This is a genomic window from Janthinobacterium sp. 1L-D-8-B-C4 (assembly GCF_057291295.1).
Genome location: NZ_JBXAVX010000026.1, coordinates 1 through 14,042 on the forward strand (window position 1 = coordinate 1; position 14,042 = coordinate 14,042).

The 14,042-nt window shown below is 63.9% G+C and carries 11 protein-coding genes; 4 read left to right on the forward strand and 7 right to left on the reverse strand.

Features of this window, described 5'->3' with window-relative positions; all coding sequences use genetic code 11:
* Positions 1-498 precede the first annotated feature (498 nt).
* Together AC0Z42_RS28875 and AC0Z42_RS28880 are read left to right on the forward strand one after the other, a co-directional pair.
* Entirely contained in the window at positions 499-1,107 is a 609-nt protein-coding gene (locus tag AC0Z42_RS28875) for an ArsR family transcriptional regulator (RefSeq protein WP_485471503.1), read from the forward strand.
* 77 nt (positions 1,108-1,184) lie between these two features.
* Positions 1,185-2,024 (forward strand): HDOD domain-containing protein, encoded by an 840-nt coding sequence (locus AC0Z42_RS28880; protein ID WP_485471504.1) that lies wholly within the window; start codon positions 1,185-1,187, stop codon positions 2,022-2,024.
* An 8-nt stretch (positions 2,025-2,032) separates the two neighbouring features.
* Here the strand turns inward: AC0Z42_RS28880 and AC0Z42_RS28885 are convergent, their stop codons facing one another.
* The 5 genes from AC0Z42_RS28885 to AC0Z42_RS28905 all read right to left on the reverse strand — a co-directional run bounded on the left by AC0Z42_RS28885 (position 2,033) and on the right by AC0Z42_RS28905 (position 8,537).
* Positions 2,033-3,205 carry a zinc-dependent alcohol dehydrogenase gene (locus AC0Z42_RS28885; protein ID WP_485471505.1) on the reverse strand — a complete coding sequence of 391 codons (1,173 nt, stop codon included), beginning with the start codon at positions 3,203-3,205 and terminating at the stop codon, positions 2,033-2,035.
* Positions 3,202-4,293, reverse strand: coding sequence for an SRPBCC family protein (locus AC0Z42_RS28890; protein ID WP_485471506.1), 1,092 nt, complete (start codon positions 4,291-4,293; stop codon positions 3,202-3,204). The genes AC0Z42_RS28885 and AC0Z42_RS28890 overlap by 4 nt, the downstream gene beginning before the upstream one ends.
* A gap of 46 nt (positions 4,294-4,339) precedes the next feature.
* Entirely contained in the window at positions 4,340-6,163 is a 1,824-nt protein-coding gene (locus tag AC0Z42_RS28895) for a DUF885 domain-containing protein (RefSeq protein WP_485471507.1), read from the reverse strand.
* Positions 6,164-6,282: 119 nt separating this feature from the next.
* The gene (locus tag AC0Z42_RS28900) at positions 6,283-7,374 is read right to left on the reverse strand and encodes a M48 family metallopeptidase (protein ID WP_485471508.1); all 1,092 of its coding nucleotides are present in this window, start codon (positions 7,372-7,374) and stop codon (positions 6,283-6,285) included.
* Positions 7,371-8,537: an HPP family protein gene (locus AC0Z42_RS28905; protein ID WP_485471509.1), complete on the reverse strand. Its 1,167-nt coding sequence runs from the start codon at positions 8,535-8,537 to the stop codon at positions 7,371-7,373. Before AC0Z42_RS28905 ends, AC0Z42_RS28900 begins: the two co-directional genes overlap by 4 nt.
* A 205-nt stretch (positions 8,538-8,742) precedes the next feature.
* On the opposite strand from AC0Z42_RS28905, the gene AC0Z42_RS28910 reads away from it, so the two are divergent.
* Complete coding sequence (locus AC0Z42_RS28910) at positions 8,743-9,243, forward strand: thioredoxin family protein (RefSeq protein ID WP_485471510.1); 501 nt, start codon at positions 8,743-8,745, stop codon at positions 9,241-9,243.
* Here the strand turns inward: AC0Z42_RS28910 and AC0Z42_RS28915 are convergent.
* Both AC0Z42_RS28915 and AC0Z42_RS28920 read right to left on the reverse strand, forming a co-directional pair.
* Positions 9,236-11,143: a methyl-accepting chemotaxis protein gene (locus AC0Z42_RS28915; RefSeq protein WP_485471511.1), complete on the reverse strand. Its 1,908-nt coding sequence runs from the start codon at positions 11,141-11,143 to the stop codon at positions 9,236-9,238. The two genes, AC0Z42_RS28910 and AC0Z42_RS28915, sit on opposite strands and share 8 nt — an antisense overlap.
* Positions 11,144-11,297: 154 nt before the next feature.
* Positions 11,298-11,795, reverse strand: a complete 498-nt coding sequence (locus tag AC0Z42_RS28920) for an Lrp/AsnC family transcriptional regulator (protein WP_308923513.1) — start codon at positions 11,793-11,795, stop codon at positions 11,298-11,300.
* 132 nt (positions 11,796-11,927) lie between these two features.
* On the opposite strand from AC0Z42_RS28920, the gene AC0Z42_RS28925 reads away from it, so the two are divergent.
* On the forward strand, positions 11,928-13,949 hold the full coding sequence (locus tag AC0Z42_RS28925; protein WP_485471512.1) for an aminotransferase class V-fold PLP-dependent enzyme: 2,022 nt from the start codon (positions 11,928-11,930) through the stop codon (positions 13,947-13,949).
* The last annotated feature ends 93 nt before the right edge of the window (positions 13,950-14,042 follow it).

Genomic DNA, 14,042 nt, shown 5'->3' on the forward strand with positions numbered 1-14,042 from the left:
GTGCGGGTTGGGCGAAGAGCGTCAAGCCCTGCTGCTGGCCGAGAAAGCCTCGATGGCCGGCGAAGCTGCCGAAGCGTTGCAGGACATCGAAACGCAAGCCCAGCACCACCACGGCGACGAAGCGTAACACTAGCTACCAGCTGACAAGAACGGCACCTTCGGGTGCCGTTTTTTTACGTCGACGATTTTGCCCCCGCCGCGCACGCAAAGAGAAAGAAGTACGGGTTGGGCGAAGAGCGTCAAGCCCTGCTGCTGGCAGAGAAAGCCTCGATGGCCGGCGAAGCTGCCGAAGCGTTGCAGGACATCGAAACGCAAGCCCAACATCACCACGGCGACGAAGCGTAACACTAGCTACCAGCTGACAAGAGCGGCACCTTCGGGTGCCGTTTTTTTTCGTCCCCAGTATTGCGCAATGGCCTGACGTCTGGGCCGGGGCTTGGCAAGTCGAGGCGATTTTTCCACGCCAGTTTCCAGCGCGCTCATGCTAAGATCTGGCGCATGATCGCTCAAGCCCTGTTCTCTCCCGCCCAGCAAAAGCTGTTGGGACTGCTGTTTGTGCGCGTCAACGAAGGGTTTCATCTGAATGAGATCATGCGGCTGACGGGCCTGGGCAGTGCGTCGGCGCAGCGCGAGTTGCGGCGGCTGCATGATGCGGGGCTGATCACGTCCGAGCGGATCGGCAATGTGCGGCGCTTCTGGCCGAACAAGGAAAGCCTGGTGTATCCGGAGTTGAGCGGCCTGGTGCAAAAGACCTTTGGCCTGGTGGGGGTGCTCAGCAGCACGCTGGCGCCGTTGCGCGCCCAGTTGCAGCTGGCGTTCGTGTGCGGCGCCACGGCCACGGGCCAGGATCTTCCCGGCAGCGCCATCGATCTGCTGCTGGTAGCCGAGGAGGCCAATTACGGCGACCTCTTGACGCGGCTGGCGCCGGCCGAGCGCACCTTGCGCCGCAAAATCAATCCGAATCTGTACACGCTGCTTGACTTCCAGCGCCGCTTGCGCGAGGGCCAGCCCTTTCTATTACAGGTATTGCAACAGCAAAAGCTGTTCGTGATTGGCGACGAGCGTACGCTGGCGTCGATATCTTTGCCTGAAGTCAGCGGATTTTAATTGCGCGTGAGAACGGCAATGATTCTGATATAAAGTGATGCAATATTAAAAGAATAACCGGGACGGACAGCAGGGTGATGAATAAACTACAGGCATTCGGATTGATTGTTTCCCAGGCGGTACGCGGAGAACTGGTGTTTCCTATCAGTGTCAATTCCGCGTTGCAGTTGCAACTGGCCCTGGCGGAACCGGATTGCCATATCGATCATGCGATCAAACTGGTGCTGGCCGAACCCCTGCTGGCGGCGCGCACCGTCGCGCTGGCCAATTCGGCGGTGTACAGCCGCGGCGATGCGCGGCCCGTGACCAGCGTGCGCGCCGCCGTCATGCGCATGGGCTACCGCAACCTGTATTCGCTGGTGGCGGCAATGGTGGTGCGCCAGTTCGGCAGCAAGATCGCCGATCCGGTGCTGCGCCAGAAGGCGACCCAGTTGTGGGAGCACACGGCGCACGTGGCCGCGCTGGCCCATGTGATCGCGCGCCGCGTCACGCATGTCGATGCCGATACCGCCCTGTTCGCCGGCATCGTGCACGAGGTGGGCGGCTTTTACCTGCTGTCGCGCGCCGACGAGTTTCCGGGCCTGCTCGACGATGATGGCGAACAGTGGATGGAATCGGCCGAGGAAATCATTTCACGCGAAGTGATGAAGAAGCTGCTGATCCCGCAACCGGTCAGCGAGGCCATCGAAGGCCTGCGCGACGGCCTGCTCGCGATCCCGCCCGATTCCCTGCTCGATACCCTGCTGCTGGCCAAGCAGCTGGCCCCCGTGCCGTCGCCGCTGCAAACGACGTTCGTTGAAATGCTCACGCCTTCGGACTCGGTGATCGAATTCATCATCGACAACGACACTTTGCAAAGCATCCTGGCCGAGTCCGGCGAAGAAGTGCGCTCGATGAGCGCCGCCTTGCTGGTATAACGCCTGGCTCAGTCCGGGTGCATGACGACCTTGATGCATTGTTCCTGTTTTTTCTGGAAGATCTCGTAGCCATGCGGCGCTTCGTCCAGGCTCAGGTGATGTGAAATGATGGCGGCCGGATTGAATTGGCCGCGCTGTATGCGTTCGAGCAGTGGCTGCAGGTAGCGCTGCACATGGGTTTGCCCTGTCCTGATGGTCAGCGAGCGGTTCATGATGGAACCGAACGGAATCTTGTCGCTGAAGCCGCCATACACGCCGGCCACCGACACCACGCCGCCGTTGCGGCAACTCATCAAGGCTTCACGCAGGGCGATGGGGCGGTCCGATTCCAGTTTCAGGGTCTGTTTGAGCCGGTCGTAGATATGGCTGATGCCGGCGCCATGCGCTTCCATGCCGACCGCGTCGATGCAGGCATCGGGGCCGCGCCCGCCGGTCATTTCGCGCAGCGCGTCGGGCACGTCGACTTCCTCGAAATGCAGCGTCTCAGCGCCCGACAGTTCACGCGCCATGCGCAGGCGCTCGGGCTGGCGGTCGATGGCGATCACGCGCTCGGCGCCGAGCACAAAGGCGCTCTGGATGGCGAACTGGCCGACCGGGCCGCAGCCCCACACCGCCACCACCTGGCCCGGCTTGATGTCGCAGGCTTCGGCCGCCATATAGCCGGTCGGCAGGATATCGGACAGGAACAGCACTTCTTCATCCTTCAGTTCGGCCGGTATGCTGATCGGGCCGACGTCGGCATAGGGCACGCGCACGAACTCGGCCTGGCCACCGGCGTAGCCGCCCGTCAGGTGCGAGTAACCAAAGATGCCGGCACCGGAATGGCCCCACATTTTTTCCGCCAGGTAGGCGTTGGGGTTCGAGTTTTCGCATACGGAATAAAGCTGCTGTTCGCAAAAGAAGCACTGGCCGCAGGCGATCGGAAACGGTACTACTACCCGCTCGCCCACCTTCAGGTTGCCGACGCCGGCGCCCAGCGCCACCACTTCACCCATGAATTCATGGCCGAGAATGTCGCCTTGCTCCATGGTCGGCACGACGCCGTTGTACAGGTGCAGGTCGGAGCCGCAAATGGCGGTGGAACTGACCTTGATGATGGCGTCGCGCGGATTGAGGATGGTGGGATCGGGCACTTGCTCGACCCTGACGTCGCGCTTGCCGTGCCAGCAGGTGGCTTTCATGAGTGGTCTCCTGTCAATGAGGTATCGGTGGCGTCGGCGGTCTTGAGCGTCTTGTGCAGCAGCCGCGTCTTGAGGCTGCGCTTGCCGCTGGGCTGGCCGTCGGTGGTGGCCACTTCGCCCGTTTCCATCCACTGCTTGAAACGGCGCAGGGTAGTCTCGAGCTTGTAGGCCGGTGCTTCGCTGAACAGCTCACTGACGGCCTTGCCGACCTGGCCGGCAGGCGGGCGCATGTGCGTGTGCAAGGTCATTACGGTGCCGCGTCCGCCGGGTGCCGGCGAGAACTCCAGTGCGCCCGTTTCATCGAGGTGTTCCTCGGCGCGCCACTCGATGCGTTTGCCCGGCTCTTCCCGCGTCACCTCGCTCGTCCACACGCCGCCGGCGCTGTGCCAGCGTGAACGGCGCGCATCGAGCACCTGCACCGATACCAGGCCGGGCATGAAGCGCGGCAGGTTTTCAAGGTTGCGCCAGGCGTTGTAGCAGTCGTCGGCCGAGCGGTTGACGATCATGCTTTTTTGCATCGACAGACCGCTCTCGCCAGGGGCGGGCAGTTCGCTGAGCTTGCGTGGCGCCAGCTGGACGCTGGCCATGTAGTCGATGGCGGCGATACCGGCCACCAGCGCCGCCGTCGTTGCCAGGCGCGAACGGGCGTGGCGCGGACTGGTCATGGCCACGCCCAGCAGCGACAAGTCCATGGCGTCGCCAGCCACGCGCGACCAGCGCCAGGCCGGTGGCGTTTCCTGGCGCAGCAGACCGATGCCGCTGGCCAGTTCGCGTATGCCGATGGCGCGTATCAACAGGGGTGACACGTTGTTCAGGCCGCTGGCGCGCGCCACGCTGCGCGGCGCCAGCAGTTGTGCCAGGCCCAGCGCGATGCTGAACCAGCCCAGCGCGTGGCCCAGCAGTTGCGGCCGCTGGCGGCCCTCGCCGGGCAGGCGCCGGTGCGCGCGGCCATCGGGTTCGCTGCGCGCGCTGGTGTAATGGAGCAGGGCGCCGTTGCTCTTGCCTTCGCTTTCCATGCTGCCTCCCATGAAGATGGAAGTTAGGCAGTACAGGGCGCCATCGGTTCCTGGCGTCCTGTCCTGCAGCATGGTTTTCAGGCGGGGTATTGCGCTGCGTCAAATGAACGCAGCGCTGTTACTGCTGCTGTTGCTGCTGTTGCTGCTGTTGCGCGATCCAGCGGTCGACCTTGGCTTCCAGCAGTTTCAAGGGCAAGGTGCCGTCACTCAGCACCACCTCGTGGAATTTCGGCAGGCTGAACTTGTCACCGAGCGCCGCTTGCGCGCGCTGGCGCAGTTCGATGATTTTCAGTGCGCCGATCTTGTAGCCCAGCGCCTGGCCCGGCCAGGCCATATAGCGTTCCGTCTCGCTTTTCGCCACCGCGTCGTAGCCCAGGGTGTCGCGCATGTACTTGATGGTCTGCTCGCGAGTCCAGCCCTTGGTGTGCAAGCCGGTGTCGACCACCAGGCGCACGGCGCGCAGCATTTCATCGTTCAGGTGGCCAAAGTACTGGGCCGGATCGTCGAACAGGCCCATTTCCTTGCCCAGCGTTTCCGCGTACAGGGCCCAGCCTTCCGTAAACGCGTTATTGCCGCCAAAGCGGCGGAAGTTCGGCAAGTCCATTTCCTGCACCAGCGCCAGGTGGAAATGGTGGCCCGGCTTGCCTTCGTGCAGGAACAAGGTGGTCATGCCGGTGTCGCCGTACAGCTTGGGATCGGTCACCACCGACCAGAACACGCCCGGGCGCGAGCCGTCGGCGGCCGGCGCCGTATAGTGGTCGGCGGCGGTGTCGCGGCTCAGTTCAGGTTCCAGGCGCAAGTCCAGTGGCGCCTTCGGCACCAGCGTGAACAGCGCCGGCAATTTGGTATCGAGCAGAACATTCAGTTTGCGATACACATCGAGCACTTCCTGGTCGGTCTTGAACGGGCGGTATTTCGCCTGTTCCGAGACCCATACCGGCAGGCCGGCGGCCGGGCCCGTGTAACCCATCTTCGGGCCGACGATCGCATACTGGCCCTGGATGCGCGCCACTTCCTTCAGGCCGATCGCATGGATCTGTTCCGGTTTCATGTCGGTGGTGGTGCTCGACGCCACGCGCGCCTGGTACCAGGCGGCGCCGTCTGGCAGCGCGCTCCAGCCGCTGCTGGCACGGCCGGCCGGCAGGTAGTCGTTTTCCATGAAGGTGGCCAGGCGCTGCAGGGCCGGCATCAATTTGCCGCTGACGACCTCGGTATACGCCTGCGTCAAACGCTGTTTGTCGGCTTCGCCAAAGCTGGCCGGCAGGTTCTTGACGGGTGTGTAGTACACGCTTTCCTGCGGCGTGGCGCTGACCAGTTTCTTGAATTGCGGCAGGGCGGACTCGATCAGCGGCTTCGGCAGCACGATCTTCTTTTGCATGCCGGTGCGCATATTGGCGATCGCCTGGTCGATCCAGCCGGGCAGCTGGTTCAGGCGGCTCAGGTAGGCATCATACTGGGCGACGGTGACCAGCGGCTGCGACGCTTCGCCGCCCGCGTAGTTGGCCAGCGTTACCGGCATGCTGTCCATCTGGTTCAGGGGCAGCAGGTATTCGGGGAAACGCTCGAACGACAGGGCGGTCGCCAGCTCATAGTCGAGGATGTCGTAGTTGATCTGGTCCTGCTGCGACAACTGCTGGCGGGCAATTGCGCGCAAGGTTTTCTGGTATTGGCGGTACAGGGCAAACTGCTTCGCACGCGCGGCCGGCACGATGGCTGAACCGAGCTGGTCGTCAAAACGGTTGTCGCCGCTCTCGGTGGCGTTGATCGGCTCGAAACGGGCCAGCGCATCGTAGTACTGGTCGGCCACTGCCTGCAATCGCTGCCTGGCTTGCGGCGCACTGACGGCGACAGGCTTGGCAACCGGCTGGGCCGCTTGCGACAGTGGCGCAAAGGCCAGCAACAGGGAGGCGGCGAGGGTGCCGAGTATAAAACGATGCTTCATGCGCGGTGTCCTTGGTAAGGAGAATGAACGGGATGGCAGTGTCTGGATGGACAGTGGCCGGGGCGTAAGCATACGCCATCGCTCAACTCGCTTGCAGGAAATATTGCCCTGCTTGCTGCTTACTGCTTGCCTTCCACAGGCAACGCCGCCTTCATCGCTTGCCAATGGCTGCTGGTCAAAGGCACGCAGTCAGCGCAGGGCGCTGCATTGATCAGGTCCGTGACCCGCTGCACGCGCGCCGCCGTCTGCGGATGCGACGAGATCCAGCCCGGTGCAGCTGTCTTGCCGCTGTCTTCTTCGCGCATCTTCTGGAAAAACGCCAGCATGCCGTCCGGGCGGATGCGTGCATGTTGAAGCGCTTGCACGCCAAGCCGGTCCGCTTCTTCTTCCATGTCGCGGCTGAAATACATGGCGCCGGCCTGGTGCGCCAGCATGGCGGCCACGGCGCTGATATCGCCGATGGTCACGGCCACCAGCGCACCCCAGCCCAGGCTGGTGATCATCTGCCGCAGCGAGTGGCGCTGTTCCACATGCTGTACTTCATGGGCCAGCACGCCGGCCAGTTCACCGGGATTGCCGGCCTGGCGCAGCAAGCCCGTGTGCACGACGATAATGCCGCCTGGCATGGCAAACGCATTGATGCTGTCGTCCTGCCTGACGAACCAGCGGTACTGGTAGCGCGAGCCGATGGTGAGGCGCTGGCCGATCTCCTGCACCGTTTGCTGCGCCGCGCCACTGGCGGCCAGGCTGCCCTGGGCGCGTACCTGCGCCAGCGCCAGCTCGCCCAGCTGCTTTTCCGTCGACAGCGGAATCAGGCCGGCCAGCGCGCCGATGGCGTTATTTCCTTGCCACCAGAACAAACCGCCGGCCAGTAGCGCCGCGCCTGTCAATCCAGCCAGCCAGCCGGCTACTTGCCGCCGGTTCTGCTTGCGTTCGCGCCAGAGTTTCTGCAGCGATGGCTGCAAGGACGTTGGCGCTTGCTGCAGCACGGTGGCGATATCGTCGGCGCTCGCCGGTTTCAGCGATGCCTGCCGGCCCTGCGCATCGAGCCAGTTCAGGAACAGTTCGGGCTGCTCCATGCCGCCCACGCTGACCACCACCTGGCTCAGGTCCACGCTGGCGTTGCCGATCACCAGTGTATTGCCAAAAAAATCGGCGATGACGGGCGTGCTGCCGGCAGCCGTGGACAGCACGGCGTCGAAGCTGCTCATGCGGCCGCCTCGGCAAAGCGCGTTTCATACAGGGCCGCCATCAGGTCGGACTGGCTGATAATGCCGGCCAGCCGGTCTTCATCATCGACGATGGGAATATGATGGTAGCCGGCGTCGGCCATCAGCGGCACCAGGTCGATAATGGGCGTGCCCAGGCGCGCCGTGTGCGGCTTGTGCGTCATCAACTGGCCCACCACTTCCGGGCGCTCGGTATGCGACAGGCCGCTGCGCTGCAAAATGGCGCGCAGGCGATGGCGCATGCCCTGGTAATCGTCGAGGCCGCCATGGCGCAGGAAGTCGGTCTGCGTGATGATGCCGATCACGCGGCGCGCGCGATTCAGCACGGGCAGGGCGCCGATATCGTGCGTGCGCATCGACTGCCAGGCCTCGTCGAGTGGCGTGCCGAACTCGGCATGCAATACATCTTTCGACATGATGTCAAGGCAGGTGACGACGCCGAAGCGGCGCTGGTACGCGCGCAGCTCGGTTTGCAAAAAGATCGCCTGCAGGTCGTCGCGGCTGATATCGAGCACTTCGCCGTGCTGGCGCAGCACGGCGTCGAGGTCGTCGGCCGTAAAGCCCAGGCGCGCGCTCGGCACCTCGTCGTCAGTGGCGTGCGGATGGGCCGGCGCCAGTTGCTGGGCATGCGGATAGCGGCGCCCCGTCAGGTTGTTGTACAGCACGGCGCAGGCGACCAGGATGGCGGAGTTGAACAGGACTGTCACGAAGACGAACTCAAAGCCGGCCGCCTGCACGCTGGCGCCGCCGACAACGGTCGTCAACGCTACGGCGCCACCGGGCGGATGCAGACAGCGCAGGGCAAACATGGCGGCAATTGCCAGGCAGGCGGCCAGCGCCGCCACGCCGACGCCGGGTCCCAGCCATTTGACGCAGGCCGCGCCCACCAGGCCGGACACCACATTGCCGCCCACCACCGACCATGGCTGGGCCAGCGGGCTGGCCGGCAGGCAGAACAGCAATACGGCGGAAGCGCCCATCGGCGCGATCAGGTAGATGCTGGCACTGTCCGGGGCGAGCAGGAAATGGCAGGTCAGGCCCGTCAGCAGCAGGCCGCAGATGGCGCCCGCGCAGGCGCGCAATTGTTCGCGGCGGCTGCCATTGTTCGGTTGCGGCAGCCAGCGTGCCAGGAAAGAAGTGCTCATGTTGGAAGGCGCGTTAGCGTTGCTCATGCAGAGCCGGACATTATCCCATGCGTTCGCATTCGTTGCCGGCGCATGCTTATATGCTTTCCGCATAAGCACAGTGCAAATAAATTGTAGATATTTCTGCGCAGCAGGCATATTCTAGACAGTCGCGCTCGCTGGCCCTGGCCAGCCTGCCTCATGTCCTGTTTCCCTGGAGCCCCGCATGCGTCTTCTTTCCACTGTTCTTGCCAGCCTGCTGCTGTCCGGCGCCGCCATCGCCGCCGCGCCAACGCCCGCGCCAGCCACCGCCCAGCACCTGCCGTACAACGCCGCCGCCGACGCCAAGGCCGACGTGGCCCACGCGCTGGCCGAAGCCAAGGCGGCCCATGTGCCGGTGCTGCTGATTTTTGGCGCCAACTGGTGCGAAGACTGCCGCGCACTCGACAAGGCCTTGAAGGAAGGCAAAAATGCCGAGCTGATGCAGAAGGAATTCAAGGTGGTGAAAGTCGACGTGGGCAATTTCGACCATAACCTGGACGTGGCGAACGCCTATGGCAATCCGCTGAAAAAAGGCATTCCGGCCGCCGTGCTGGTGTCGAGCAGCGACAACCAGGTGCTGTACGCTACCAAGGGTGGCGAACTGGCCAATGCGCGCCGCATGAGCGAGAGCGGCATCCACGACTTTTTCAAGAACGCCGCCACGCTCAAGCAGCCAGCTATCTGAGCAGCAAGCCGGCCACAGGCGCGTGGCCAGCTTCCTCGAGCGTGAACACACTCACCACCTGCGCCAGGCGCGCCGCCTGATCCTGCAGCGACTGGGCAGCGGCCGCCGCTTCTTCCACCAGCGCCGCGTTTTGCTGGGTGGCGTCATCCATCTGCGTCACGGTGGCATTGACTTGCGCTATGCCCTGGCTCTGCTCGTGGCTGGCCGAGGCGATCTCGCCCATCAGGTCGGTTACTTGCTGCACCGACACGACGATATCCTGCATGGTTGCGCCAGCCATATCGACCAGGCGGCTACCCGCCTCCACTTTGCTGCCCGAATCGACAATCAGGTCCTTGATTTCCCTGGCGGCGGCGGCGGAGCGCTGCGCCAGGTTGCGCACTTCGGTGGCGACCACCGCAAAGCCGCGGCCCTGTTCGCCGGCGCGCGCCGCCTCCACTGCGGCATTCAGCGCCAGGATATTGGTTTGGAAGGCTATGCCATCAATCACGCCGATAATATCGGCGATCTTGCGTGAACTTTCTGTAATCGCTCCCATCGTTTGCACCACCTGGCCGACCACCTCGCCGCCCTTGACGGCATGGCCGGAAGCGGACACCACCAGCTGGTTGGCCTGACGCGCATTGTCGGCATTCTGTTTCACGGTCGAGGTCAGCTCCTCCATGGCGGCCGCCGTTTCTTCCAGGCTCGAGGCCTGGGCTTCGGTGCGTGCCGACAGGTCCAGGTTGCCAGTGGCAATTTCACTTGAAGCGGCCGCAATCGCCACTGTACTGTCACGAACTTCGCGTATCGTCACGTTCAGCGACGCCACAAAACGGTTAAAGGCGGCAGCCAGGGCACCGACTTCATCTTCGGACTCGACTACCATGCGGCGGCTCAGGTCGCCATTGCCGCTGGCGATATCGCCCAGCATGTGCGCTGCGCGCGCCACCGGTGCGGCAATCGCGCGGCTGATCATATAGATGATGCACAAGGCTACGCCGCCGCCGACCAGGCCGGCCACCAGCGCGGCGACAAGCGCCGAACGCATTACGTTGCCCAGCACTTCCGCTTCCGGCACTTCGGCCACCACATACAGATTCAATTCCGGCACGAACGAGGCGGCCACGAATTGCTTGCCGGCCGGCGCCATGTACATGCTGGAACTGTATTTCTTGCCCGTCAGCAGGCTGCTGCTGAGTGCCTCATCGAAGCCGGGCAGGTTCTTCAGCAAATGCTTGCCATCGGCCAGTGCCGAATCGCGATGGATCAGCACGGTGCCATTGGCGCGCACCAGGTAGACATGGCCGGTCTGGCCGATCTTGTAGCTGCGGATGGTTTCGGCCAGCGCATCGATGGACAGGCCCAGGCCGGCCGCGTACGGCTTGCCGCCCGCCGTCTGGCCGCGCGCATTGAGATACAGCATGATGCTGCTGGAATCGACGGCCTTGTCGATATCGAGCGTATACGGCTTGTCGCCGGCCAGCAGGCGGTAGAACCACTGGTCTGCGGCCGCGTTCTTGTCCAGGGTGCGCAGCAAGCCTTCGGTGGTGAAGTATTTGCCGGTGCTGCCCGAGGCCCAGTTGATCGAGGCCGCCTTGTTTTGTGTCTTGATGGCACTGGCGTAGCGCTGGAAGGCAGCCAGGCCGTCATCGGGCAACCCTGCGTCTTCCCAGTCCTGCAGATAAATATCGTTGGCCATGGTTTGCACCACCGACAAGGGCTGGCTGATCTGGCGCAGCACGTCGTTGCGGATCTCGCCGACCTGGGCCGGCAATTCGTGGCTGACGACGCGTTCGCGCACATAGCCGCTGCTCATGCGCACGCTGAGGAAGGAAGAGATCGCCATGAACAGCAGCAGGCAAAAGCCCATGCTGAACAGCAGTTTTTTCTGGATCGAGAGGCGGCTGAGAAAATGCATGAAAAACCTTGTGCGTGACCCCGCGCGCGGCGGGCAAGCGCGAAAGTATACCGACTGGCGGTAACTGCACCGCTGATTTCCCTATCTTTCGGCCAGTTTATGTTGCGATGCAGCAACGTAACTGAAGAGCAAGCTTAAGCAAGCTGCAATGGTTTCAGGCCGGCAGGCCATGTGCGATCAGCTCCAGGGGCAGTTCCGTGCTGTACTTGATCTGTTCCATGGAAAACGCCGATGACACGCCCAGCAGCTGGGCCGCCTTGATCAGCTTTTTGTAAAACAGGTCATAGCCCTTGATATCGGTGGTGACCACCTTCAGCAAGTAATCGATGTCGCCGCTCATGCGGTGAAATTCCTGCACCTCGGGCATCACGATGACGGCGGCGGCAAAGCGGCGCAGCCATTTTTCATCGTGCTGCCCGGTGCGCACGCTGACAAACACGGTGACCGGCAGGCCGACTTTCTGCCGGTTGACAATCGCCACCCGGCTCTCGATATACCCCTCTTCTTCCAGCCGCTTGACCCTTTTCCAGCATGGCGTGCTGGACAGGCCGATGCGTTCGCTCAGGGCGGCGATCGACAAGGTGCCGTCGCTCTGCAAGGCTGCCAGGATGGCGCAGTCGAATTTGTCGAGCGGATGGGAAAGTGAATTCATTTTTATATATCGCCATTAATAGCATGTTCATGCTGCATGGTAGCGTATTCGCAGTGTCTTTTGGCATATCTTCACGGGCAGCGCTTGGTAGACTGATTGCCTGCCCAACTACTGCCTGACGAAGCGACGAACATGAAAGACATCTACCTCGACTGCAATGCCACCACCAGCGTGCTGCCTGCCGCCGTTGCCGCCGCCAGCGCGGCCATGGCGCACGGTTATGGCAACCCCAGCAGTACCCATGCCACCGGCTTGCAGGCCAGGGCCATGATGGATGGCGTGCGTGCGCTGGCGCGCCGCCTGCTGGGTGCCGGGGAAGGGCGGCTGATGTTCAACAGCGGTGCCACCGAGGGCATACAGACGGCAGTGCTGTCGGCGCTGTGCGCGTTGCGCGAGCGGCGCGATGCCGGCCAGCGCATCGGCAGCCTGCTGCTGTATGGCGCGACCGAGCACAAGGCGGTACCGGAAAGCCTGGCGCACTGGAACCGCTTGCTGGGCCTGAACCTCACCTTGCGCGCGCTGCCGGTCGACACCGACGGCCGCCACGATCTTGGCGCGCTGGGCGAACTGATCGGCGACACCGCCATGCTGTGCACCATGGCGGCCAATAACGAGACCGGCGTGATCAGCGATCTGTCGGCGATTGCGCAACTGCTGCGCGAATGCGGCGCGAATGCTTACTGGATGGTCGACTGCGTGCAGGCGCTGGGCAAGCTGCAGCTGAACCTGGCCGCCACCCGCATCGATTATGCGCCCTTTTCGGGCCACAAGCTGTATGCGCCGAAAGGCATCGGCATGCTGTATGTGCGTGCCGGCGCGCCATTCACGCCCTTGATGATGGGTGGCGGCCAGGAAACAGGCTTGCGCTCGGGCACCGAAAACATGGCTGGCATCGCCGCGCTGGGCGCGGTGCTGGCGGCGCTCGGCGACGGCGCCACCTTCCGCAGCCCACCGCAACTGGCGGCCTTTCGCGCACGCCTGGTGGCCAGCCTGGAGCGGGCCTTGCCCGGCATTGTCTTCAACATGCCGTTGGCGCTGTCGCTGTCCACCACGCTCAATTTCTCCGTGCCCGGTTTATCGTCCAGGGAATTGCTGGACCTGTTCGATGCGGCCGGCGTGCGCGTCAGTTCGGGCAGCGCCTGTTCGGCCTCGAAAGCCTTGCCCAGCTATGTGCTCGAGGCGATGCAAGTGCCGCAGTGGCGCGCCAGTTCGGCGATACGCCTGTCATTCGGCCCGCTGACCGACGAGGCAACCATTCTTGCCGCCTGCGCACGTATCGAGCGCTGCGGCGAGGCGCTGCGCGCCAGCGGCTTGCTGCCGTCCGTTCTGGCGCCCTTGGCCAGCTTGCGCGATGGCGTCACGCAACTGAGCGTCGACGGCCGTAACACCTGGCTGCTGACGGACGCGGCCAGCGCCAGTTGCGTGATCATCGACCCGCAAGCCGCGCTGGTGCCGCGCCTTGCCGCCTTCGTGCGCTGCCAGGGCTATGGCGTGCAGGCCATCGTGCAAACCGAAGCCGCGCCGGAGCAGGGCGCGGCGCGCCTGGCGCTGCTGGCTGACCTGGGCATTGAGGCGGCCGATGGCTTCGATGCGCAAGGCAGGCTGGCGTTTGGCGCCGGCCTGCGCCGCATCGATTGCGGCGATACGCAGGTGTATTTGCTGGGGAGCAGCTTTGCCTTCACGGGCGTGCTCGATGCGCACGTGGTGGCGGCCTTGCTGAGTCCGGATCTGGTCACGCCCGATACCGTGCTGTGCGGCTCACGCGATGATGGCAGCATCTGCGCCAGCGTGCGCGCCGTACCGGCCGCTGGCGCGGCGCTGCAGCTCGACGCCGCTGGCCTGGCGGCCTGGCTGGGTGCGCATCCGGACGCTATCGTGGTCGATGTGCGCGAAGCCTATGAACAGGCCGCCTGCATGGGGCAGGTGTTCGATGGCGCCACCGTGCAGCGCGTGCCGCTGAGCCGCCTGGCCGGCGAAGTGGCCGGCTGGCTGCGCAAACCACAGCGTCCGCTGGTGTTTTTCTGCCGCAGCGGCAACCGCAGCGCGCGCGCCGCCGCCTGTTTGCGCCGTCTCGGTCACGGCGCAGCCTGGCAATTGAACGGCGGCATCGCCATGGCCGCCTTCGCCCCTCGCGCACTGCCGATTGTGGCCTGATCGGCAATTGCTTTTATTCCTGTTTGGAGTCAATACCACGGCCTGGCGGCAACTTTCTGGGGCCGCCCGCTGTTAATGCCCGCTGTGTGTACG